At 75.1% G+C, this 21,738-nt stretch carries 18 protein-coding genes; 12 read left to right on the forward strand and 6 right to left on the reverse strand.

The window, feature by feature from the left end; genetic code table 11:
* Nucleotides 1–566 precede the first annotated feature (566 nt).
* Entirely contained in the window at nt 567–1,043 is a 477-nt protein-coding gene (gene lysM / locus RQM47_RS11855) for a peptidoglycan-binding protein LysM (protein WP_311664199.1), read from the reverse strand.
* 195 nt (nt 1,044–1,238) lie between these two features.
* Between lysM and aroB the strand changes: the two genes are divergently transcribed.
* The 7 genes from aroB to RQM47_RS11890 all read left to right on the forward strand — a co-directional run bounded on the left by aroB (nt 1,239) and on the right by RQM47_RS11890 (nt 8,721).
* Nucleotides 1,239–2,369 carry a 3-dehydroquinate synthase gene (gene aroB, locus RQM47_RS11860; protein WP_311664201.1) on the forward strand — a complete coding sequence of 377 codons (1,131 nt, stop codon included), beginning with the start codon at nt 1,239–1,241 and terminating at the stop codon, nt 2,367–2,369.
* 388 nt (nt 2,370–2,757) lie between these two features.
* A complete protein-coding gene (locus tag RQM47_RS11865; RefSeq protein ID WP_311664203.1) occupies nt 2,758–4,239 on the forward strand; it encodes an NAD(P)/FAD-dependent oxidoreductase in 1,482 nt (493 codons plus the stop codon).
* A complete protein-coding gene (locus RQM47_RS11870) occupies nt 4,232–5,323 on the forward strand; it encodes an alpha/beta hydrolase (RefSeq protein ID WP_311664205.1) in 1,092 nt (363 codons plus the stop codon). Before RQM47_RS11865 ends, RQM47_RS11870 begins: the two co-directional genes overlap by 8 nt.
* A gap of 118 nt (nt 5,324–5,441) precedes the next feature.
* Nucleotides 5,442–6,278, forward strand: a complete 837-nt coding sequence (locus RQM47_RS11875) for an SDR family NAD(P)-dependent oxidoreductase (protein WP_314009126.1) — start codon at nt 5,442–5,444, stop codon at nt 6,276–6,278.
* 360 nt (nt 6,279–6,638) lie between these two features.
* A complete protein-coding gene (locus RQM47_RS11880; protein ID WP_314009127.1) occupies nt 6,639–7,250 on the forward strand; it encodes a Maf family protein in 612 nt (203 codons plus the stop codon).
* Between the two features lie 80 nt (nt 7,251–7,330).
* The gene (locus RQM47_RS11885; RefSeq protein WP_314009129.1) at nt 7,331–7,921 is read left to right on the forward strand and encodes a fasciclin domain-containing protein; all 591 of its coding nucleotides are present in this window, start codon (nt 7,331–7,333) and stop codon (nt 7,919–7,921) included.
* A 47-nt stretch (nt 7,922–7,968) separates the two neighbouring features.
* A complete protein-coding gene (locus RQM47_RS11890) occupies nt 7,969–8,721 on the forward strand; it encodes an SDR family oxidoreductase (RefSeq protein WP_314009131.1) in 753 nt (250 codons plus the stop codon).
* 39 nt (nt 8,722–8,760) lie between these two features.
* Here the strand turns inward: RQM47_RS11890 and RQM47_RS11895 are convergent, their stop codons facing one another.
* The 5 genes from RQM47_RS11895 to RQM47_RS11915 all read right to left on the reverse strand — a co-directional run bounded on the left by RQM47_RS11895 (nt 8,761) and on the right by RQM47_RS11915 (nt 14,554).
* Nucleotides 8,761–10,041: a type IX secretion system plug protein domain-containing protein gene (locus tag RQM47_RS11895; protein WP_314009133.1), complete on the reverse strand. Its 1,281-nt coding sequence runs from the start codon at nt 10,039–10,041 to the stop codon at nt 8,761–8,763.
* Between the two features lie 69 nt (nt 10,042–10,110).
* Nucleotides 10,111–12,438 carry a hypothetical protein gene (locus RQM47_RS11900; RefSeq protein ID WP_314009135.1) on the reverse strand — a complete coding sequence of 776 codons (2,328 nt, stop codon included), beginning with the start codon at nt 12,436–12,438 and terminating at the stop codon, nt 10,111–10,113.
* Nucleotides 12,439–12,510: 72 nt separating this feature from the next.
* Entirely contained in the window at nt 12,511–13,476 is a 966-nt protein-coding gene (locus tag RQM47_RS11905; protein ID WP_314009137.1) for a DUF3078 domain-containing protein, read from the reverse strand.
* Nucleotides 13,477–13,543: 67 nt separating this feature from the next.
* Nucleotides 13,544–13,729 carry a histone H1 gene (locus tag RQM47_RS11910; RefSeq protein WP_311662132.1) on the reverse strand — a complete coding sequence of 62 codons (186 nt, stop codon included), beginning with the start codon at nt 13,727–13,729 and terminating at the stop codon, nt 13,544–13,546.
* Between the two features lie 150 nt (nt 13,730–13,879).
* Nucleotides 13,880–14,554 (reverse strand): hypothetical protein, encoded by a 675-nt coding sequence (locus RQM47_RS11915; protein ID WP_314009139.1) that lies wholly within the window; start codon nt 14,552–14,554, stop codon nt 13,880–13,882.
* 275 nt (nt 14,555–14,829) lie between these two features.
* Here RQM47_RS11915 and RQM47_RS11920 point away from each other — a divergent pair, with 275 nt between their 5' ends.
* The 5 genes from RQM47_RS11920 to RQM47_RS11940 all read left to right on the forward strand — a co-directional run bounded on the left by RQM47_RS11920 (nt 14,830) and on the right by RQM47_RS11940 (nt 21,672).
* Nucleotides 14,830–15,345: a fasciclin domain-containing protein gene (locus RQM47_RS11920; RefSeq protein WP_314009141.1), complete on the forward strand. Its 516-nt coding sequence runs from the start codon at nt 14,830–14,832 to the stop codon at nt 15,343–15,345.
* Between the two features lie 261 nt (nt 15,346–15,606).
* Complete coding sequence (gene dnaE / locus RQM47_RS11925) at nt 15,607–19,080, forward strand: DNA polymerase III subunit alpha (protein ID WP_314009143.1); 3,474 nt, start codon at nt 15,607–15,609, stop codon at nt 19,078–19,080.
* Nucleotides 19,081–19,463: 383 nt separating this feature from the next.
* Nucleotides 19,464–19,703 (forward strand): hypothetical protein, encoded by a 240-nt coding sequence (locus RQM47_RS11930; RefSeq protein WP_311662136.1) that lies wholly within the window; start codon nt 19,464–19,466, stop codon nt 19,701–19,703.
* The gene (locus RQM47_RS11935; protein WP_311662137.1) at nt 19,703–20,104 is read left to right on the forward strand and encodes a hypothetical protein; all 402 of its coding nucleotides are present in this window, start codon (nt 19,703–19,705) and stop codon (nt 20,102–20,104) included. The genes RQM47_RS11930 and RQM47_RS11935 overlap by 1 nt, the downstream gene beginning before the upstream one ends.
* Nucleotides 20,105–20,202: 98 nt before the next feature.
* Nucleotides 20,203–21,672 (forward strand): NAD-dependent epimerase/dehydratase family protein, encoded by a 1,470-nt coding sequence (locus tag RQM47_RS11940; RefSeq protein ID WP_311662138.1) that lies wholly within the window; start codon nt 20,203–20,205, stop codon nt 21,670–21,672.
* Nucleotides 21,673–21,738: the final 66 nt, after the last annotated feature.

Raw genomic sequence — 21,738 nt, forward strand, 5'->3', positions numbered from 1 at the left:
CAAAAATGGGGCGCTGGCTGCAATCGCAGCCGGCGCCCCACGCCGTTCCCGACGCTGCACCGCCCCCTTTCGGAGGTTAGAAAGAGCGGGCCGACGGACAAGTTTTAATTCCGCGTCTCCGAACCGCAGATGTCTCCACCACTTTATTCCCTGATATGTATTCGGACCCGACGATGCAGGCCGAAGGAGAGAGAGATAAAGCAGACGCCCGTCGCCGTGTCTAAGAACGTGACGCAAGGATAACGACGACACCGCGCGCCGTGCACGCCATGTTCACAGAATCCCATGGACCCCGCCCCGCCCCGCCTACGGGCGCGTTCTGGAGGCCGAGTCAGCAGCGACCGAAGTTGGCCGCGAACCCCTCGGCGTACCCGGCGCCGAGGGCGGGGTGAGCGCGGGCGGGGTGGAAGAGCGACGCCTACACCGCTCCGCCCGCGGCGTACGGGTGGCGGTCCGCCGAGCGGTACGCGCCGCCCGCGGAGGCGGGCACGGGCGGGGCGGGCAAACAGCGAGCGCCCCGCCGAGAGACGTCGGCGGGGCGCGCGGGCGGGGCGGAACGTCGGGCGCTACGCGGCGGGAAGCCGGATCTGCTGGCCCGGGTAGATCTTGTCGGGGTCCTCGATCACCTCGCGGTTGGCCTCGAAGATCTTGGTGTAGTCGCCGGGGTCGCCGTACTTGTCCTGGGCGATCTTCGAGAGCGTGTCACCGCTCTGGATCGTGTAGTACGTCGAGCGCGAGGCGGCGGGCGCGGCCGCGGTCGTGGCGCCGGCCGTCTGGGCGCGCTGACCGGCCACGCGGAGGCCGTCGTCGTCGACGCTCGTGACGCCCTTGACGTTGCCGGCGATGAGCGCAGCCTTCTCCTTGGCCGCCTGGCTCTTGGCCTCGCCCTGGAGCGTCACGCGGCCCTTGTCGTAGCGGACGCCCAGCGTCGGGACGTTGCTGCCGAGCGCGCGCTCGACCTCTTTCTTGATGGTCTCGGCGGCGTTCTCGTCCTTGTCGAACAGCTGCTTGCCGGCGTCTTTGATAAAGTCGAGGAGTCCCATAAGAGAGGCGGAGCGTGGGGAGAGAGAGGGGGCCGCTCGACACGACGCTCGGGCCTCCGCTGTTCCCCGACGGCGCCGTCAGCGGCGCCCCCACCCCGCCCGTGCGGGGCGGCCTGGGGCGGGGCGGAACGCGCGGCTCGCCCCGCCCTCTCGGACCCCGGGCGGGGCGATCTTCCGGCCCGCTCCGCCCTCGCCATGCCCGCCCCGCCCGGCTCGACCCCGCCCCCCGCCGCCGTCGTGGCCCTCCCCGGAGGCCGCGACTACGCCGTCCACTTCGACCCTCTCGCCGAGCTCGCGCGGCACCTCCGCGAGGCCGGGCTGCGCGGCCCGCGCGCGCTCGTGGTCACCGACGAGACGGTCGGCCCGCTCTACCTCGACGCCGTGCGCGCGGCGCTGGGCGGGGCGGGGTGGGACGTCGAGGCCCTCGCGGTCCCGGCCGGCGAGGCGTCGAAGAGCGTCGGCCAGTGGTCGGGCGTCCTGGACTGGGCGCTCAGGCTCGGGGTCGACCGCCAGACGCCGGTCCTCGCGCTCGGCGGCGGCGTCGTGGGCGACCTCGCCGGGTTCGCCGCGGCCACGCTCCTCCGCGGGCTCCCGCTCGTCCACCTCCCGACGACGGTCATCGCCCAGGTCGACAGCGCGATCGGGGGCAAGACGGGCGTCAACCACGCGACGGGCAAGAACCTCGTCGGCGCGTTCTACCAGCCCCGCTTCGTGCTCGCCGACCCGGCCACGCTCCAAACGCTCCCGGACCGCGAGCTGCGGAGCGGGCTGGCCGAGGTCGTCAAGCACGCGCTGATCGCGGACGCGGCGCTCGTCGAGCGGCTGGAGCGCGACTGGGACCAACTCCTCGACCGCGACGAGGCTGTGCTCGGGCGCGTCGTCCGCGACGCGGCGGCGGTCAAAGTGGGGGTCGTGGCGGCCGACGAGTTCGAGACCGGCGACCGGGCGCTGCTCAACTTTGGCCACACGTTCGGCCACGCCGTCGAGCGCGAGGCGGGCTACGGCGCCCTCACGCACGGCGAAGCCGTGGCGCTGGGGATGCGGGCGGCCGTCCACCTCTCGGCCTCGCTCGCCTCGGGGCGCGTGGCCGGCGTCCTCCCCGCCCCGTTCGACCGGGCCGACGCGCTCGTCGCCCGCCTCGCCCCGCCCGCCCTCGACGCGGCCGTCTCGGACGACGCCCTCACGGACGCCATGCAGACGGACAAAAAGCGGACGTCGCGCGGGCTCCGGTTCGTGGTCCTCGACGACGTCGGCCGCGCGCGGCTGGCCGAGGACGTGCCCGCGGACGCCATCGCCGCGGCCTGGCGCTACGCCCGCGGCGAGTAGGGCAGCGGAAGACCACCGCCCCGCCCCCGGCGTAGGCGGGGCGCCCGTCGTAGCGGCGTTGCATGCAACGCCGTCGGGCGCGGCGTCCGGGCGGGGCGGCGGCGTTCAGGACCGCCCCGCCCTCTGGGTCCGCTCGCGTCGGACACGACGAGTCGTGTCCCTACGGGTGCCCGTCATCGGGCGGGGCGGCGCCTTCTCCGACCGCCCCGCCCGCCCCACAACCACCCCGATCCCCTCTTGGCTGCGCCGACGCTGCGCGGTGGCCAGGAGGGGGACTGCCGCCGCCTCGGGACAGCAACGTGCCCGTCGCGACCGCCCGCGGGACCCTCCGCCCCGCCCCGCGGGTCAGACCCGCCCCGCCCTCCAGGTTCGCCTCCCTTGCCGTCCCATGCCTGACCTCCCCGCCCACGTCCGCGTCGCGATTGTCGGAGCCGGATTCGCCGGGCTCGCCACGGCCATCCGGCTGACGCAGGAGGGCGAGGACGACTTCGTGGTCCTGGAGCGGGCCCACGAGGTGGGCGGGGTGTGGCGCGAGAACCGCTACCCCGGCGCCGCCTGCGACGTCGAGTCGCGGCTCTACGAGCTCGACGCGGCCCCCAACCCCGACTGGTCGCGCCGGTTCGCCGGGGGCGAGGAGATCGGCGCCTACCTCCGCGGGCTCGTCGGCGACTTCGAGCTGGGGCCGCACCTCGCGTTGGGGACCGAACTGGAGGCGGCGCGGTGGGACGAGGACGCCGCGCGGTGGCGCCTCGACACCTCGCGCGGCGCGCTCACGGCCGACGTCCTGGTGGCGGCGCCGGGCGCGCTCGCCGAGCCGCGCCTGCCCGACCTCCCCGGCCTCGACACGTTCGAGGGGCCGGCGTTCCACACGGCGCAGTGGGACGAGTCGGTGGACCTCGACGGCCAGCGCGTGGCCGTGATCGGGACGGGCGCCTCGGCGATCCAGGTGGTCCCCGGGATCCAGCCGCGCGTCGGCCGGCTCACGCTGTACCAGCGGACGCCGGCGTGGGTCATCCCGCGCCGCGACAAGGCGCTCTCGCCGCGCGTGCGGCGGCTGCTCCGGCGCGTCCCGCTCGTGCGGAAGGCGCTCCGCGGGTCGCTCTACGTCCACCACGAGGCGCTCGGGTTCGTGTTCCGCCACGTGAGCCTGGCGCGCGTCGCCGGCCACGTCCTCGGGCTCCACCTCCGGCGCCAGGTCAAGGACCCCGCCCTGCGCGAGACGCTCCGGCCCGACGACACGCTGGGCTGCAGGCGCGTGCTCCTCTCGGACGATTACTACCCCGCCCTCACGCAGCCCAACGTCGAGGTCGTCGCGGGCGGGGCGGTCGAGGTCCGCCCGGGCGGCGTGGTCGGGGCCGACGGCGTCGAGCGGCCGGCGGACGTGGTCGTGTTCGCGACGGGGTTCTACGCGACCGAATTCCCGTTCGCCGAGCACCTCGTGGGCGCCGACGGCCGGACGCTGGGCGAGGTCTGGGGGGCGAGCCCGAAGGCGCACCTGGGCACGACCGTCGCCGGCTTCCCCAACCTGTTCGTGCTCCAGGGGCCGAACACCGGGCTGGGCCACTCGTCCGTGCTCCTGATGGCCGAGGCCCAGATCGAGCACCTGGTCAACGCCCTCGCCTTCCTCGACCGGCCCGACGTGGCCGCCGTCGAGCCGCGGCCCGAGGCGCAGGCCGCCTTCGTGGCCGACGTCGACGCGCAGATGGAGCGGACCGTGTGGCTGTCGGGGTGCGAAAGCTGGTACCTCGACGAGACCGGCCGCAACGCGGCGCTGTGGCCGGGCGGGGTGGGCGCGTTCCGCCGCCGCGTCGGGCCGTTCGACGAGAGCGAGTACCGCCTCCACCCCGCCCCCGCGCCCGTCCATGCCTGAGAGTCCGCCCGAGCCCACGACCACCGACCGCGTGCGCGGCGCCGCCGCCCGCGCCCTCGGCCGCCTCCCCGCCCCGCTCCAGGACGCCCTGGCCGACGCGCTCCCCGGCGGCCCGGCGCCCGCCGTCGACGGCCAGCGGCTGGACCCGGCGGTCCGCCTGCTCCTCGCGCTCAACCCCGACGGCGCGGGCAACGCCTCCCACGTCCGGGCCGACCCCGTCGGCGCGCGCGCACGGCTCCGCCGCGAGGTGCTCGGGCTGGCGGGGCGGCCGACGGCCGTGGGCCGCGTGCAAAACCTCGTCGTGGGCGGGGCGGCCGGCCCGCTCGACGCCCGGCTCTACCGCCCCGCCCACGCCGAGCGGCCGCCCCTCGTCGTTTACTTCCACGGCGGCGGCTACACGCAGGGCGACCTCGACACGCACGACGAGCCGTGCCGGCTCCTGTGCCGGCAGGCCGGGCACGCCGTCCTGAGCGTGGACTACCGGCTGGCGCCGGAGGCCCGGTTCCCGGCCGCCGTCGAGGACGCCGAGGCCGCCTTCCGGTGGGCGCGCGACCACGCCGAGCGCCTCGGCGCCGACCCCGGCCGCGTGGCCGTCGGCGGCGACAGCGCGGGCGGGGCGCTCGCCGCGGTCACGGCCCAGGCCGTGCGCGGGCGGGGCGGTCCCGTGGCGCAGCTCCTGATCTACCCATCGGCGGACCACCCGACGCCCCGCCCCTCGCGGACGCTCTTCGACGGCTACATCCTCCCCGACGCGCTCCGCCGGGCTTATTTCGACGTCTACACGCGCGGGACGGGCGTGGACGACGACGACCCGCGCCTCTCCCCCATCAGCGGTCGCCTCGACGGGCTCGCGCCGGCGTTCGTGGTGACGGCCGGGTTCGACGTGCTCCGCGACGAGGGCGAAGCCTACGCGCGCGCTCTCGACAGCGCGGGCGGGGCGGTCGCGCTCTACCGGCAGGCGGCGCTCCCGCACGGGTTCGTCAACCTCACGGGCGTGAGCCCGGCGGCGCGGCGGGCGACCGTCGCCGTCGCGCGGCGGTGGCGGCGGTTCCTTGCCGAGCACGCGGCGGGCGGGGCGGCGTAGGGGTCCGTCTGACAACGAGATCTGCGAGCGGCGTGCGGACGCATTCGGCCACGGGTGTGCGTAGAATTCGGACCCGCTCGATGCGGACCCAAACCGTGCCGCCGCCCCGCCCCCGACGATGCCCTTCCCGCTCCGAGACAACGTGGCCGCCGTGACGGGCGCGGCCTCCGGCATCGGCCGGGCGACGGCGCTCGCGCTCGCGGCGCGGGGGTGCCACCTGGCCCTGGCCGACCGCGACGAGGCCGGCCTGGACGCCACGATCGAGCAGGCCGAGGGGCACGGCGTCCGCGTAAGCCGCCACGCGTTCGACGTCACCGACGCCGCCGACGTCCGCGCCTTCCCCGTCGGCGTACGGTCGGCCCACGGGCGCGTGGGCGTGCTCCTCAACAACGCCGGCGCCTCGCTCGTCGGCCACTTCGAGGACGTGTCGCTGAAGGAGTTCCGGTGGCTGATGGAGGTCAACTTCTTCAGCGTCGTCGGCCTCACCAAAGCGTTCCTGCCGCTCCTCAGCGAGCAGCCGGAGGCCCGCCTCGTCAACGTGTCGAGCCTGTTCGGGCTCATCGGCCCGGCCGAGCAGGTGGCCTACGCCTCGTCCAAGTTCGCCGTCCGCGGCTTTAGCGAGGCGCTGCGCCACGAGCTCGAGGGCACGCCGGTCGGCGTGACGGTCGTCCACCCGGGCGGGATCCGCACGGGGATCGCGGCGAGCAGCCGCGTGGCCGCGCGCATGGACGCCGACGCCGCCGCTCGCAAAACGAAGGCGTTCACGGACCACGCGCTCCGCCTGGAGCCCGAGGTGGCGGCCGCCGCCATCGTCCGGGGCATCGAGCGCCGCAAGGCCCGCGTCCTCATCGGCGCCGACGCCCAGGCCGGCGACGCGCTCGCCCGCCTCTCGCCGGGCCGCTACTGGTCGATCATGCGCCGCCAGTACCAGCGGATCACGGGTGAGGTGGGTTGAGGGTTGAGGGTTGAGAGTGCTCGCCCACTCCGGCGGCGCGGGGGCGGGGCGGGCTGGCGGCCCCGGCGGCGCCCGCCCCGCCCGTGGCGCTGGGGCGGGGTGGTGCCGGGGGACGCAGCGGGCGAGGACGGACCGCCCCGCCCGTGGCGTGGATGGCGGCGTGGGCGTGGGCGGATCCGCGCTGGGCAGGCGCGCAAGCAGCGGGACCGCCCCGCTCGGCCCGGACACGACGAGTCGTGTCCCTACGGGTGCCCACATCGGCCGGCTCACGTTGGGAGACAACGGGATGACCGGAACCTTGCCGCCCCGCCCGTTCCCCTCTTCCCCGGAGCGAGCTTCCGGCTCCTCGCCGCCCCGCCCGTGCTCGCTCTCCGCGTCCCGCTCGTCCTCGCGTCCGCCTCGCCGCGGCGGCGCGACCTGCTCAGACGGCTGGGGCTCGCGTTCGACGTCCGCCCGACGGACGCCGACGAGACGTGGCCGGACCTCGACCTGGGGCCGGCGGCCGAGGCCGTCGCGCTCCGCAAGGCCCGGGCGCTCGAGGCGCCAAGCGCGCTCGTCCTGGCGGCCGACACCGTCGTCGAGCTCGACGGCGACGTCCTGGGCAAGCCGCCCACGCCCGACGCCGCGCGTCGGACGCTCCGCCGCCTGAGCGGCCGGACGCACCGCGTCGCGACCGGGATCGCCCTCCGCTACGGCGACCGTGAGGAGACCGCCCACGCCGTCACGCACGTCACGTTCGGCGCGCTGGCCGACGCCGAGATCGCGGCCTACGTCGCGACGGGGTCGCCGCTCGACAAGGCCGGCGCCTACGGCATCCAGGACGACGCCGGGGCGCTGCTCGTCGAGCGCATCGACGGCGACTACTCGAACGTGGTCGGGCTCCCGCTCCGGCTCCTCTACGTCACGCTCCGCGCGGCCTTCCCCGACCTCGTCGCCCCCCCGGGCGGGGCGGACGCGGGCGGGGCGGCGTGAGGGAACCCCGCCTGCGGCGCGGCGCTCCTAGGCCGGAGCCCGAGCGGCTCCCCGGCGACGCCCCTCTTCCACCCCGCCCGATGCCCGTGCTCCCGCTCGCGGGGCGCCTCCGCCCCGCCCGCCTCGCCGCCTTCGTCGTCGCCGCCGCGTGCCTCGCCGCGTGCGGCGCCGAGCCCGAGCCCGCCCCGCCCCCGGCGGCGGGCGGGGTGGCCGCCGAGGGCGCCGCGCGTCCGCCGGCGGGGCCGCAGACGGTGCTCGACGTCGTCGCCGCGACGCCGGACCTCTCGACGCTGGCGGAACTGATCGAGCGCGCCGACCTCGGCGCCGTGCTCCGCGACACGTCGCAGACGATCACGCTCTTCGCGCCGAGCGACGCGGCGTTCGCCGCGCTCCCCGCCGGGGCGCTCGACGCCCTCCGCGCCGACCCGGCCGCCACGCGCGCCCTGCTCCTGTCCCACGTCGTCCCGACGCGGCTGCCGGCGGCCGACGTGTTCGCCGAGATCGCGTTCGAGACCCCGGGCGGGACCGACCTCACGGTCGACGCCGACGACGCGGGCGTGACCGCGAGCGGCCCGGGCGGGGCGGGGCGCGTCACGACGGCGGACCTCGACGCGGCCAACGGCGTGGTCCACGTGGTCGACGCCGTCCTCGCTCGGCCGAGCGCGGTCTAGCGGGCGGGGCGGCTGGCCTCTCGTTCCCCCTTCCTCCTTCTCGACCTATGCCCGACGCTCCCGTTTACGTTCTCGTTGGAGGCACCGGCGGCATCGGCGCGCCGCTCGCGCGGCGGCTGGCCGCGGACGGCGCGCGCGTCGTGCTCGGCGGCCGCGACGCTGACAAGCTCTCGGCGCTCGCCGGCGAGACGGGCGCCAAGGCGTTCACGCTCGACGCGACCGAGCCCGACGCCATCGGCGGCCTCGTCGGCGCCGCGGTCGAGGCGCACGGCCGCGTCGACGGGATCGCCAACCTGGTCGGGTCGATCACGCTCAAGCCCGCCCATGCGCTCTCGCCCGAGGCGTTCGACGAGACGCTCCGGCTCAACCTCCACACCGCGTTCTACGCCGTCCGCGCCGCGGCCACGGCCATGCGCAAAAACGCCGATCCGGCGGGCGGGGCGGTCGTGCTCATGTCGAGCGTGGCGGCCCGGCTGGGGCTCGCCAACCACGAGGCGGTCGCGGCGGCCAAGGCCGGCGTCGACGGCCTGGTGCGGGCGGCCGCGGCGACCTACGCGCCGCAGGGGATCCGCGTGAACTCGGTCGCGCCGGGCCTCGTGCGGACGCCGCTGGCGGGGCGGCTCGTGGCCTCGGAGCAGGCCGTCGAGGCGTCGGCCGCGATGCACCCGCTGGGGCGGATCGGCGAGCCCGAGGACCTCACCGACGCGCTCGCGTTCCTCCTCGACCGCGAGCGGAGCGGGTGGGTCACGGGGCAGACCCTGTCGGTCGACGGCGGGTTCTCGACCGTCCGCCCGCGCTGACCGCCCCGCCCGACCGCCCCGCCCGGCGGCCACCCCGCCCTACTGCGCCACGCCGCTCTGGACGGCCACGAGGCGGTCCGTAAACAGGATCGGGTCCTGGAGGTAGACGAACGCCGTAAACAGCTGGGGCCGCGCGGCCGGCGCGACGCGGGCTGGGGGCGGGGCGTAGCCGTAGACGTACCGGCCCTGCTTGACGAGGACGACGCCCTCGTAGCGGCCCTCGGCCTCGACCCACGCGAGCTCCGTCGACGGCTCCCGGCGCCACCCGTTGAACGAGCCCTGCACGTAGACGCGCCGCGTGAGCTGGCGGCTGCCCGGGGGCACGTACCGGAACAGGACGTCGACGTACTGCGCGTCGGTGTCGGACGTGCCGACGTCGCGGTAAACGGCCCCGATGAGCGGCGTCGCCGCGAGGACCGGGTCGCGGACGTCGCCGCCGAACTCGGCGTAGTCCAGGTCGAGGACCGCCGTCGGCGGCCGCGCCGCGCGGTCGACCTCGACGACCTCGGTTCCCAGGCCGAGGAGGCCCAGGTCGAACTCGTAGAGCGGGGCGGCCGGCTCGAAGACGTCGTCGCGCGGGAGGTAGAACTGGAACAGCGCGAGGTCGATGAGCGACGGCTGCGGCGCGCACCGGACGCCGTCGGTCTGGCCGTTCCGGGCAAAGCAGACCGTGTACTGCGAGGCGTCGAACTGGGCGATCCGGCGGTCCGGGCGGACCTGGACCGACGGCTGGATCGACGTACCGATTGTCCCGCCCTGGACCGCGGCCCCGAACGCGAGGCCCACCTGGGCCAGCTCCTCGGACACGTAGAACGGGGCCTCGAACAGAGGCGTCCCGTCGGGCCGGCTGACGCGCACCCGGTAGTTCCCGCTCACGCGGAACCCGATGGACTCGTTCGGGAAAGCGTACTCGTAGTGGACGTACGGGACGGCGACGGCGGCGCCCGACGGCCGGTAGTCCAGGATGTCGTCGCGCTCGAACGCCGTCAGGTACTCCGACGGCACCAGGTCCGGCCGCCCCAGCCGGTCGGTGTGGACGAACGAGACGTCGAGCGGGGCGCCAGCCTCCTGGCCCAGCAGGTCGAACGCGAGCGTGAGCGTGCCCGCCCCGCCCAGCGTCAGGACCGGCAGCGAGGCCTCGTCGCCGGTCTGGTAGAGCTGGGCCGCCCCGACGGCGTCGCTGGCGTAGACCCACTCGCCCGGCGCCGCCGCGCGGACGGGCGCCGGCGCCGGTCCGCCCCCGTCGAACGTCTCGTCGGGCGGGGCGCAGGCGGCCAGCGCGCACAAGGCGAGGAGCGCGAAAAAGCGGGCGGGCGTCATGGGCGGGGTGGCAAGGAGGGGCGGGAGGCGCGCCGCGCGTCGGGGACGGTGGGCGGGGGCGCTCCGTGCTCACCTCCCGGCCCCTCTCCCGCCCAAGCTAGCCCGCGGGCGGGGCGGGAGCCCGCGCCGCCACCGGGCGCGGGCCGCCCAGTCCTCGGCAACGGCGACAAGCGACTGCGGCCCGGCGGCGCGGAACCGCGCGGCGGCCCGCTCGGCAAAGCGTTCGGCGTCGCTCGTGGCGCCCGCGCGGTAGGCGAGCTGCGCGCGGAGCAGGTCGAGCGCCGCCCCGCCCTCGCGCGCGGCGTCCGGCGCGGAGCCCGCCAGGAGGGCGCCGTCGTCCCACGCCCGCGCGAGGCGCCAGGCGCGGGCGGGGCGGTCGGCCTGCGCCCACCCGAGCGCGGCGGCGACGGGCGCCGCAGCCTCGACGCGCGGGGGGACCGAATCGGGCGGGGCGCCCAGGACGGCCGCGAGCGTCGGCGCGCTCCACCCCGCCCGGCGCCGCAGGAGCAGACGGCCGACGGCGTCGACCACGCTCAGCGAGTCGGTCGCGGCGCGGTAGGCGCGGGCGGCGCCGGGCTCGCCCCGGAGGCGACGCACGTCGGCCAGGACGCGGAGGGAGAGGGCGTCGCCCAACGAGTCGGCGGCGGCGCGGGCGCGGTCGAGATCGGCGGGAACGGGGCGGCGGCCCCGCCGGGCGAGCGCCTGGAGCCGGCCAGCCTCGGCCGCGGCCGAGAGCGGCTCGGCGGCGAGCGCGTCGTCGAAGGCCGCCAGCGCGTCGCCATCGCGACCGTCCCGGAGCGCCTCCCACCCCGCCCGCGCGTGGCGGACGGCCGGCGGGACGTGGTGCGGACACCGGACCTCGAACAGCGACGGCCGCCGGAACAGCCACGCGGCCACGGCGACGGCCTCGGGCTGGGCGGGGCGGCCGGCGAGGTCCCGCCCCCATGCGGCGGCGAGCGCGCCCAGGCTCTCGCCGTAGGCGCCCTCGAAGTCGCCCGTGCGGTAGGCCTCGCGGAGCGGGCCGGGGCCGCGCGTGTCGAGGAGCCACGCCGCGAACGCCCCGCTCGCCGTGTACGCCACGCCGGCCCGCGCCGTCCAGAACCCGGCCGGGCTCATCACGCGCGTCACGACGGCGGCCGGGTCGGCGTCGAGCCCGCCGGCGTCGCCGCCCAGCGCCCGCCCCGCCGCCACGAGGTCGGCCGGGGCGGGGCGGCCGTCCGGCGGCTCCAGCGCGACGGCCAACCCCTCGACCAGCCCGACGGCCGGCGACGCCCGCAGGACCGGCGCCCCAAACTCGCGCGCGACCACGTGGACCAGCTCGTGCCCCAGCGACGCCGGCACCTGGTCCGCCAGCATGTGGACCTGCGGCGAGGGCAGCCACACCGGCACCACGCTCGTCCGCCGCGACCCGATGAGCGCCGCCTTCGCGTCGGCGTCCGGGTACAGGTACACGTCGACGGGCTCGGCCGGCGCCACGCCGAGCGCGCCCGTGACCTGCGCATACCGGTAGAGCGCCTCGTCCGCCAGCCGCCGCGCCTCCTCGGGCGGGGCGGCCGGGTCGAGGTGCAGCACGAGCGGGCCGAGGTCGACCCGCTGCGACAGCGCGCGCTGGAGGTGCGCCGCGCTCTGCTGGATGCCGAGTGGGACCGCGAGCGCGTAGCTCGCCGCGAGCAGCGCGCCGACCGCGAGCGCGGGCCTCCGCCCCGCCCCGCCCTCGCGCGGCTCGACCCCGCCCCGCCCCCGCTTCCACCGCGCCGCGAACAGCAAAAAGGCCGCCCACAGGAGCGTCTGCGCCTTGGCCGCCCACAGCCCCGGCCGCACCGCCAGCTCCTCGTCGTAGATCGGCCCGAGGACGCCGCCGAACACGTGGCTGTAGGTGAACAGCTGCGGGTGGAGCCCCAGGTCCCACGCGACGCCGCCCGCCGCCACCGCGAGCCCGACGCCGACGCCCCAGAGGGCGGGGCGGCGCACCGCCCACGCGTCGAGCGCGACCCCGAGGGCGACCCCGAACAGCAGGCTCGGCGGCACGAGCAGCGCGTAGAGGCCGGCGCCCTGGGCGATCCCGCAGTTCGGCCGCCACAGCAGCGTGACGGTCAGGAGGAGCGCGGGGAGGGCCAGCAGCGCGAGGTGCTCGGCCACGACCGTCCGCAGCGGCACGCCGGCGCGGACGGCCGCCCCGCCCGCGACGCCGCCCACGAGGAACGCCACGGCCGCGACGACCGCCGACGACTCGGCGTGGAGCAGGCCGAGAACCGGGACCGGCCACAGCGCGACGCACACGGCCGCGTAGGCCAGCGCCGGCCACCGGAGCCGCCGCGCCCGCGCGGTCGCCCACGGGCGGGGCGGCCGGGCGGTCGGCCCCAAAGTGTCCGACGGGTCGGGCGGGGCGGGCGGCATGGCGTGGGGACGCGGGCGGGGCGGCCGAGGTCTCGCAGCCAGGGCGGGGCGGCCGAGCCTCCGCCCCGCCCGCTACAGCAGCTCGAACGTGAGCCCGAGCGCGACCGTCTCGCGGAGCTGGAGGTCGGAGCTCACGTCGCGGTCGTAGAGCGCCGACCCGTTGAGCGTCACGTTGATCAGGTCGTTCACCTTCAGCACGAGGGCGTTCTCGAACAGGACGTCGGGGAGCGCCTCGCCCACCACGCCGAACCCCTGGAACGCCGTCAGCCGCGACCGCAGGCGGACGTTCTCCATCACGTCCCGCTCGAAGATCGCCTCGACGTCCACGCCGACTTCGACCCGCACGGTTTGGTCGAGCCCGTTCCCGTAGACCGGCCGGAGCTCGCGCACGCTCACGGCCGTCTCCCGCAGCGCGAGCCCGCTCCGCGCCACGAACCCGCCACCCGGCCGGTACGCCAGGCCCACCGACTGCCCGAGCACGAGCGGGGCGGCAAACGTGCTCACGCGGACCTCCTCGCCGGGGACGACCACGAGCGACGGGTAGTCCTCCGGCGACGGGTCGTAGTCGTAGCCGTCGGCGAACTGGGTCCGCAGCGAGACCCCGAGGTACGGGCGGAACGCGTCGTCCGAGGCCGTCTCGACCGTGGCCCCGTAGCGGACCACGTCGACGGCCTTGCGGAACGAGAGCGTGTCCTGGCGGAGCAGCCCGAACGCGAGCCGGCCGTTCTGGCTGATCAGGAACCGGCCGACCACGCGGTCGAACGAGCCCTCGGCCGAGGCCGTGAACGCGAGCGCGTTGACGCCCCCCTCTTGCCAGTTCGAGTAGGCCGCTTGGTTCCCCTGGAGCTGGGCCACGAGCGACGTGCGCCAGCCGTCGGCGGCGCGGAGCGTGTCGGCCTTGCCCAGGGCGCGGGCCGGGGCTTTCTCCAAGGCCGCGTCCTGGGCCGCGGCGGGGGCGCCGAACAGGAGGGCGAGCGCGAGGGCGGGGCGGAGCGCGGCGGCGAGGGCGGGGCGGCGGGGCAGGGCGGTCCGGGGCATGGGGCGACATACGAGCGAGGCCGCGCCACAGCGGTGGCGCGGCCTCGGCAACCAGGGAGGGCGTCGCTTAGCCCTCGGCGTTCTTCTTGTCCTGGACGTCGGTGCGGATGTCCTGGGCCATCTGCTTCAGCTCCTGCATGCCCTTGCGGACGCGGGTGCCGGCGGCCTTGTTGCTCTTGTCGTAGAACTTGCTGAAGTCGTCCTCGAGCGAGGCGACGTGCTCCTGGAGCTTGTTGTACATGCTCTGGGCCATGGGGAGGGGGGAGTGAGTGGGGAGAGGAGCGGCGCGGGCAAAATCGCCCTCAGAAGCGCTCGGAAGGACCTCAACATACCGTGCGGCCTTCTGGCCTGTCAAGGATCACCGGCCCGCATCGGCCAGAAACGCCGGTTCCCTACGCCGCCGTCAGCCCGAGACGGGCACCGCGGCCGCCCCGCCCGCGTCGCGGAGGGCGCCCTTGGGGAGAGCCACCACGCGGGCGCCCGACGCCACGAGACGCCCGGCGCCGTCGGGGTCGCCGAGCGCGGCGCGCGTGGGCGGGGCGGCGAGCGAAACGGCCCCTCCGCCACTGGGAAGCCCTTTTTTGAGCAGGACCGTCACCGGCTCTTCGAGCGCGCCGGCCAGCGCCGCGGTGGCCGCGGCCGGGTCTGCCTCGGCGAGCGGGCCGCCGTCCGCGGCCGCCACGAGCGACGCCACCACGGCCACGACGCCCTGCCCGACGAGCGTCTGGAGCCACGCCGTTTTTCCGGCCACCACCCCGCCCCCGGAGCGCTTCAAGAGCCCCCGGTCGGCCCCGAGCGCACGGACCGCCGAGACGCCGGCCTCGTTCAGCTCGTGGACGATCTCGCGGCTGAGCGCCCGCGTGGCGCGCTCGACGGCCGCGGCCTCCTCGTCGGTGGCGGTCGCCCACGCGCCGCCCACGGCTTCGGGCAGGAGCCCGAGCGATTCGAGCGCCCGCTCGCCCCGCTCGCCGCTCCCGTGCACGAGGACCGCCCCGCCCGCCCGCGCGGCGAGGTCGCGGGCGAGGCCGGTCAGGAAGAGGGGGTCGCCGAGGTGGTAGGCGTCGAGGAGCAAGACCATGGGCTCGGGTGCGGGAGGAGAGGCGGCGGGTCCGGACGAGCGCCCCGCCCGGCCCGCGCCGCGGGCGGGGTGGCGGGAGACGCCGCCCGAACGCCCGCTGATTCCGCGCGGGGGCGCCCCCAGCCCGCCCCTCCCCTGTTCTACACCAGAACCACACCCCGTTCCACACCGCAACCACACCTCACCGTCAGATCCCTCCGCACGACTGGCGCCCCCCCGCCCTTTCCTGCCCGAGCGCGGGGACGTCCCCCGCCCACTCTCCACCCCCCAGTCCCATGTACGTCCCCCGCCCCGCCCTTCTCGGGCTCTCCGTTCTCGCCCTGTCCCTCACCGCCTGCGACTCCGACGACGTCGTCGGCGACGGCGATACCATCACGGACCTCGTCGTCGCCGACGCCGACCTCTCGACGCTCGAAGACGCCGTCGTCGAGGCCGGTCTGGCTAACGCCCTCGCCGGCGGCGGCCCGTTCACCGTCTTCGCCCCGACCGACGCCGCCTTCGCCGCGGTCGGAACGCCGGACGAGGTCGTCGCCCTCGAGAACCTGGCCGACATCCTCCGGCTCCACGTGGTCCCCAACGCCGACCTCGACGCCGACGACCTCAACGTCGGCGACGTCGTCCAGACCCTCAACGGCGAGACGCTGACGGTCGTCGCGGTCGGGTCCGGGCTCGGGCTCGACACCGAGGACGCCGACACCAACGCCAACGCCCTCATCGTCGACACCGACATCGACGCCGACAACGGGGTCATCCACAAGATCGACGCGGTCCTCCTCCCGACCGACAACTAGGGACGACGTCCGTCTCTCGTGGCGCGCGGGCGCGGCCTCCGGGCCGCGCCCGTTCGTTTTGGGCCGCCCCGCCCGCTTTCGGCGGCGCCTCAGACCGCCCCGCCCGCGTCGGGCGCGGCGCGTCGTATCCCTCACGGCGCCCGCCGCCGGGCGGGGTGGCGGCGCGGCCGCGTCTCTGAACTGCCGGCGAGTTACGCACACGGGTTGCCCGGGCGGGGCGGGGTGGGCGTTCTTGCCGTCCCCCCGCGACGCCGAGATCCCATGCCCGAGTTCTGCCACCTCCACTGCCACACGCAGTACTCGCTGCTCGACGGAGCGGCCCGGATCGAGCGGCTCGTAGACCGGGCGGTGCAGCTGGACCATAAAGCGGTCGCCATCACGGACCACGGCAACCTGTACGGCGTCCCCGAGCTCTACACCAAGGCCCGCCGCGCCGGCGTGCAGCCCATCGTCGGGTGCGAGTTCTACGTCACGCCGTCGGGCATGGGCGACACGCAGGACCGGACGCGCTACCACCAGGTGCTGCTCGCCAAGAACCTAGAGGGCTACCAGAACCTTATCGCGCTCTCGTCGCAGAGCTACACCGACGGCTACTACTACAAGCCGCGGATCGACCGCGAGACGCTCCGCAAGCACTCGGGCGGCCTCGTGGCGACGACGTGCTGCCTCCAGGGCGAGGTGCTCCAGACGATCCTCAAGCAGGGCGAGGCCGAGGCACGGCGCGTGTTCGAGGACTACCTCGACATCTTCGGCGACGACTACTACATCGAGGTCCAGGACCACGCGATCCCCGAGCAGCGGCAGTGCAACGCGGTCCTCATGCGGTGGGCCGAGGAGTACGGCGTGACGGTCGTCGCCACGAACGACGTCCACTACGTCGACCAGGCCGACGCCGAGGCGCAGGACGTGCTCTTGTGCCTCCAGACGGGGAAGGACCTCCACGACCCGAACCGGATGCGGTTCGAGAACGACCAGTTCTTCCTCAAGTCGGCCGACGAGATGCGGCTCGCCTTCGGGCCGTCGGTCCGCGAGGGCGTGTTCGGGTCCGAAGCGGCCGTCGACGCCGCGCTCGACGCGACGCGCGAGATCGCCGACAAGTGCCGGCTGGAGATCCCGATGGGCGAGCTCCTCATGCCCCACTTCCCCATCCCGCCCGAGCACGCCGGGCCGGACGCCTACCTCCGCGCGCTGGCGTACGAGGGGGCGGGGCGGCGCTACCCGGAGATCTCCGAGACGGTCCGCGAGCGGCTGGACCTGGAGCTGGGCGTGATCCAGACGATGGGCTACGCGGGCTACTTCCTCATCGTGCAGGACTTTACGACGGCGGCCCGCGACATGGGCGTGTCGGTCGGGCCGGGCCGCGGGTCGGCGGCGGGCTCAGCCGTCGCGTACTGCCTGGGGATCACGAACATCGACCCGCTCCAGTACGACCTCCTCTTCGAGCGCTTCCTGAACCCGGAGCGCGTGTCGATGCCCGACATCGACATCGACTTCGACGACCGCGGGCGGGGCAAGGTGATCGACTACGTGGTCGAGAAGTACGGGCGCGAGTCGGTCTGCCAGATCGTGACGTTCGGGACGATGGGCTCGAAGAGCGTCATCCGCGACGTCTCGCGCGTGCTCGGCGTGCCGCTCCCGGAGGCCGACCGGATCGCCAAGATGATCCCGGACGGCGTCAAGGTGTCGCTGGACAAGGCCAAGGGCGAGGTGCCGGAGTTCGCCAAGCTCTACGAGCACCAGGACCCCCAGATCCGCAAGCTCATGCACTACGCGACGGTGCTGGAGGGGAGCGCGCGGCACACGGGCGTCCACGCGGCCGGCGTCATCATCGCGCCGGGCGACGTGAGCCAGTACGTGCCGGTGTCCATCCAGAAGGGCAAGGGCGGGGCGGCCGACGCCGTCGTCACGCAGTACGACGGGAAGTGGGTCGAGGAGTTCGGCCTGCTCAAGATGGACTTCCTGGGGCTGAAGACGCTGACGATCCTGGACGACGCGCTCGCGCTCATCCAGGAGAACCATGGCGTCGAGATCGACCTCGACGCGCTGCCCCTCGACGACCCCGACACCTACACGCTCTTCCAGCGCGGCGACACGGTCGCCATCTTCCAGTTCGAGTCGTCGGGGATGCGCGAGTGGATGCGGAAGCTGAAGCCGACGTCGCTCGACGACCTCATCGCGATGAACGCGCTCTACCGGCCGGGGCCGATGGACCTCATCCCGAGCTACATCGACCGGAAGCACGGGAAGGAGCCGGTCGAGTACCCGCACCCGATGCTGGAGTCGATCCTGGCGCCGACCTACGGCATCCCGGTGTACCAGGAGCAGGTGATGCAGATGGCCCAGGTCATGGGCGGCTACTCGCTGGGCGGGGCGGACCTCCTGCGGCGGGCGATGGGCAAGAAAAAGCAGTCGGAGATGGACAAGCAGCGGGTCATCTTCGTGGGCGGGGCGGCGGACAAGGGCGTGGACAAGAAGACGGCGAACGAGGTCTTCGACATGATGGCCAAGTTTGCAGGTTACGGGTTCAACAAATCCCACAGTGCCGCTTACTCCGTCGTCGCCTACCACACGGCGTACCTCAAGGCCCACTACCCGGCCGAGTTCATGGCCGCGGTCCTCACGACGGAGATGGCCGACAGCTCGAAGCTGGCGACGGCCCTCGACGCCACGCGCGTGGCGGGCATCGAGATCCTGCCGCCGTGCGTGAACCGCTCGGACGCCCACTTCACGGTCGAGCACGGGCGCGTCCGGTTCGGGCTGGCCGCCATCAAGGGCGTTGGGCACGGGGCCATCGACGCGCTCGTGGAGGCGCGCGAGGCGGCGGGCGGGGCGTTCGACGACGTGTTCGCGCTGGCCCGCGACCTCGACCTCAGGACGGTCGGCAAGAAGACGCTGGAGGCGCTCGCGGCGGCCGGCGCGATGGACACGTTCGAGGCCCACCGCCGGCAGCTCGTCGACGCCGTGGACCTCGCGTGGGCCTACGCGCAGAAGCACCAGGCGGACAAGCTGGCGGGCCAGTCGTCGCTGTTCGGGGCCGCCGACGAGGTGGGCTCGTCGTTCACGCCGACGCTCCCGCACGCCGAGCCGTGGACGAAGGGCGAGACGCTCCGCTACGAGCGCGACCTCATGGGGTTCTACGTCTCGGGCCACCCGCTCGACGACTTCGCCGCCGAGGCCGCCGCCTTCGCGTCGTGCCAATTGGGGAACGTCGAGAACATCCCGCACGAGTCGGACCAGACGGTGCTCGCGATCGTGACCGAGGTCACGCGGCGGACGACGAAGTCGGGCCGGCCCATCGCGTTCGTGACGATCGAGGACACGACGGGCCAGGCCGAGGTGGTCCTGTTCGCGCAGACGCTGGAGCGGTGCGGCCACCTGATCGAGGTGGACTCGGTGATGATGGTGCGCGGCAAGGCCGAGACGACGCGCGGCGACCTCAAGCTGGTGGCGAAGGAGATCCTGCCCATGTGGCGCGTCCGCGAGCAGATGGTCAAGGCGGTCGTGCTGCGGATCGACCCCGATGTGGCGACCGAGGCCGACGTGGACGCGCTCGCCGGGCTGTGCGCTGAGCACCCGGGCGCGTGCAAGGTGTACTTCGAGGTGGCGAGCCGGGCGCTGCCCCGCCCCGTCCGCCTCCACGCGCGGACGGCGGTCGTGGACCTGACGCCGGAGCTGATGAAGGGGCTGAACGGCCTGTTCGGCGCGCGGTCCGTCGTGCTGGAGGGCGAGGGGTAGCCGCCCCGCCCGGGCAGCGGGCAGCGGGCAGCGGGCAGCGGGCAGCGGGCAGCGGGCAGCGGGCAGCGGGCAGCGGGCAGCGGGCAGCGGGCAGCCAAGGTGCACCGCCCCGCCCGCAGAATGCGAGGGCGGGGCGGGGTGGCCGCCGTAGCGGCGTTGCATGCAACGCCGTCGGGCCGCAGCGTCCGATCACCATGTACCACCCCGCCCGCGCCATGGGCGGGGCGGCCGCAACGACGGGGTGGCCCAGAGCGGGGCGGGGCCATTCCGCCCACGCGCACGGGCGGGGCGGGGCGCCGCTCAGGGATTTCCTGTGAGCGTTTGTGGAGGAACTGCGAGGGGCGGCGGCGATTGACACCGCCCCCTTCACCACCCCGCCCCTCATGGCTGCCCCTACACAACCCGGCGCTGACAACCAGACCAAAAGCTGGCCCGAGCTCGCCATCGGCCTCTACGACAAGCTCACCGGCCGCGGCGCCGAGATCGCCTACGAGTTCGACAACTTCGAGCTCATGGTCCCGAGCGGCGTCGGCGACAACGTCGACCACGCGACGTGGAAGATGAACGGGACGCTCCGCATCCGCACGCGCGACGACCAGAACGGCGGGGCCGCCAACAAGTAGTGGCCCGCCGACTCCTCGTCGACGCCGACCTCGACCTGACCGTCGACGGCCGCCCCGTCACCGTCCGCGGCGACGGGCCGCGCGTGGTCGTCGACGTGGGCGACGCGCAGACGGCGTGGAAGGTGTTCGGCGGGCGCAGGCCCGGCCGCGGCGCCGTCCGCTCGCTCGTCGACCTGCTGGAGCGGTTCGGCGTCGACGTCGAGGTGGTCCTGGGCGGCCGCCCGCTCGCGTCGGTCGGCCCGTCGGCCGTGTCCGGCCGGCTCGCCCGCGCCGTCGGCCTGGGCGGCGTCCAGATCGAAGGCGGGGCGGCCGCCGCGACGGCGTTCGCCGACCCGCGCGTGCGTCGGGGCGTCGTGGGCGGGGCGTTCGCGCTCGGCCTGCTCCTCGGCCTCCGCCGCTAGCGCCGCACCTCAAGACGCGCGGGCGGGGTGGTCTCACGGCCGCCCCGCCCATTTCGAGTCGCCCCGACCGCGAGGCGCCCCTCCCCCACCCTGCCTTGATGTCCATGTCCGACCGGCCGACCGTCGCGATCGCCGGGGCCACGGGCTTCGTCGGCACCGCGATCCGCAAGGCGCTCGCGGACGACTACCGGCTCGTCGGCCTCACGCGCTCGGCCACGCGGGCGGGGCGGAAGGACCCGGACGACCCCGTCGAGTGGCGGCGGTGCGACCTGTTCTCGCTGCTCGAGCTGGAGCGCGGGCTCGAAGGCGCCGACTACGCCGTCTACCTCGTCCACTCGATGCTTCCGTCGTCGCGGCTGACGCAGGGGACGTTCGCGGACCTCGACCTGGTGCTCGCCGACAACTTCGCGCGCGCGGCCGAGCACAACGGCGTAAAGCAGGTCGTCTACCTCAGCGGCCTGCTCCCCGACGACAGGCAGGACCTCTCGCGCCACCTCCGCAGCCGGTTCGAGGTCGAGCAGACGCTGGCCGCGCGGTCGACGCCCGTGACCACGCTCCGAACGGGCCTCGTGGTCGGGGCGGGCGGGTCGTCGCTCCGCATCCTCGTCAACCTCGTGCGGCGGCTGCCGGCGATGGTGCTCCCGTCGTGGACCGAGTCGGACACGCAGCCGGTCGCGCTCCGCGACGTGGTCCGCGCCGTGCGCCTGGTGCTGGGCCACCCCGCCCGCTTCGACGGCGTGTTCGACGTGGCTGGGCCGGAGGTGATGACTTACCGCGAGATGATGGAGCGGACGGCCCGTGTGATGCGCCTCGACCGGCCCATGTTCGGGGTCCCGCTGATCACGCCGCGGCTCTCGACGCTCTGGGTCAGCCTCGTGTCGGGGAGCCCGCGGGCGCTCGCGGGGCCGCTCGTCGCCAGCCTCAAGCACGACATGGTGGTCCGCGACAACCCCGTGCAGGAGGCGATCGCGCCCGACGCGCTGGGGTTCGACGACGCCCTCCGCGCCTCGCTCGACGCCGAGGGGCATCTGCTCCCCGACCCGCGGACGCCGCTCCGCAAGCCCGACGCCCGCGTGATCCGCGAGGAGCGGCTCGTGCGGTCGGTCCAGCGGTTCCCGCTGCCGCCGGGGCGCTCGGCCGCGTGGGCCGCGCAGGAATACCTCCGGTGGCTCGACCGCTTTGCCGGCCCGTTCATCGACGTCGAGGTGTCGGGCGGCGACGAGCACACGGTCGCCCGGTTCCGCGTCGGGCCGGTGCCGCGGCCGGTGCTGGAGCTCACGTACTCGCCCGACCGGAGCCACCCCGACCGCGCCCTGTTCTACGTGACCGGCGGGCTCCTCCACAAGCCCGACACGCCGCACCGCGGGCGCCTCGAATTCCGCCAGATGCTCGGCGGGCGGACGCTCCTGGCCGGCATCCACGACTTCGCGCCGCGCCTCCCGTGGCGGCTCTACCAGTCGACGCAGGCGCTCGCGCACCTGTTCGTGATGCACGAGTTCGGCCGCCACCTCCGCCGGCTCGTCGACCGGGCGGACGCGGCGGCCGCCGGCGCCCCGGCTCCGGCGTAGGACCGCCCCGCCCGACCAGATGGGCGGGGCGGCAAGCGGGCGGGGCGGAAACCGGAGGGAAGGCAG

Source organism: Rubrivirga sp. S365, from assembly GCF_032248475.1.
Classification (GTDB): Bacteria; Bacteroidota; Rhodothermia; order Rhodothermales; family Rubricoccaceae; genus Rubrivirga; species Rubrivirga litoralis.

What these genes read in the sequence shown, in the direction of transcription:
- lysM (WP_311664199.1), bottom strand. Translation starts at nt 1,043, where the DNA reads ATGGGACTCCTCGACTTTATCAAAGACGCCGGCAAGCAGCTGTTCGAC.
- aroB (WP_311664201.1), top strand. Translation starts at nt 1,239, where the DNA reads ATGCCCGCCCCGCCCGGCTCGACCCCGCCCCCCGCCGCCGTCGTGGCC.
- RQM47_RS11865 (WP_311664203.1), top strand. Translation starts at nt 2,758, where the DNA reads ATGCCTGACCTCCCCGCCCACGTCCGCGTCGCGATTGTCGGAGCCGGA.
- RQM47_RS11870 (WP_311664205.1), top strand. Translation starts at nt 4,232, where the DNA reads ATGCCTGAGAGTCCGCCCGAGCCCACGACCACCGACCGCGTGCGCGGC.
- RQM47_RS11875 (WP_314009126.1), top strand. Translation starts at nt 5,442, where the DNA reads ATGCCCTTCCCGCTCCGAGACAACGTGGCCGCCGTGACGGGCGCGGCC.
- RQM47_RS11885 (WP_314009129.1), top strand. Translation starts at nt 7,331, where the DNA reads ATGCCCGTGCTCCCGCTCGCGGGGCGCCTCCGCCCCGCCCGCCTCGCC.
- RQM47_RS11890 (WP_314009131.1), top strand. Translation starts at nt 7,969, where the DNA reads ATGCCCGACGCTCCCGTTTACGTTCTCGTTGGAGGCACCGGCGGCATC.
- RQM47_RS11895 (WP_314009133.1), bottom strand. Translation starts at nt 10,041, where the DNA reads ATGACGCCCGCCCGCTTTTTCGCGCTCCTCGCCTTGTGCGCGCTGGCC.
- RQM47_RS11900 (WP_314009135.1), bottom strand. Translation starts at nt 12,438, where the DNA reads ATGCCGCCCGCCCCGCCCGACCCGTCGGACACTTTGGGGCCGACCGCC.
- RQM47_RS11905 (WP_314009137.1), bottom strand. Translation starts at nt 13,476, where the DNA reads ATGCCCCGGACCGCCCTGCCCCGCCGCCCCGCCCTCGCCGCCGCGCTC.
- RQM47_RS11910 (WP_311662132.1), bottom strand. Translation starts at nt 13,729, where the DNA reads ATGGCCCAGAGCATGTACAACAAGCTCCAGGAGCACGTCGCCTCGCTC.
- RQM47_RS11915 (WP_314009139.1), bottom strand. Translation starts at nt 14,554, where the DNA reads ATGGTCTTGCTCCTCGACGCCTACCACCTCGGCGACCCCCTCTTCCTG.
- RQM47_RS11920 (WP_314009141.1), top strand. Translation starts at nt 14,830, where the DNA reads ATGTACGTCCCCCGCCCCGCCCTTCTCGGGCTCTCCGTTCTCGCCCTG.
- dnaE (WP_314009143.1), top strand. Translation starts at nt 15,607, where the DNA reads ATGCCCGAGTTCTGCCACCTCCACTGCCACACGCAGTACTCGCTGCTC.
- RQM47_RS11930 (WP_311662136.1), top strand. Translation starts at nt 19,464, where the DNA reads ATGGCTGCCCCTACACAACCCGGCGCTGACAACCAGACCAAAAGCTGG.
- RQM47_RS11940 (WP_311662138.1), top strand. Translation starts at nt 20,203, where the DNA reads ATGTCCATGTCCGACCGGCCGACCGTCGCGATCGCCGGGGCCACGGGC.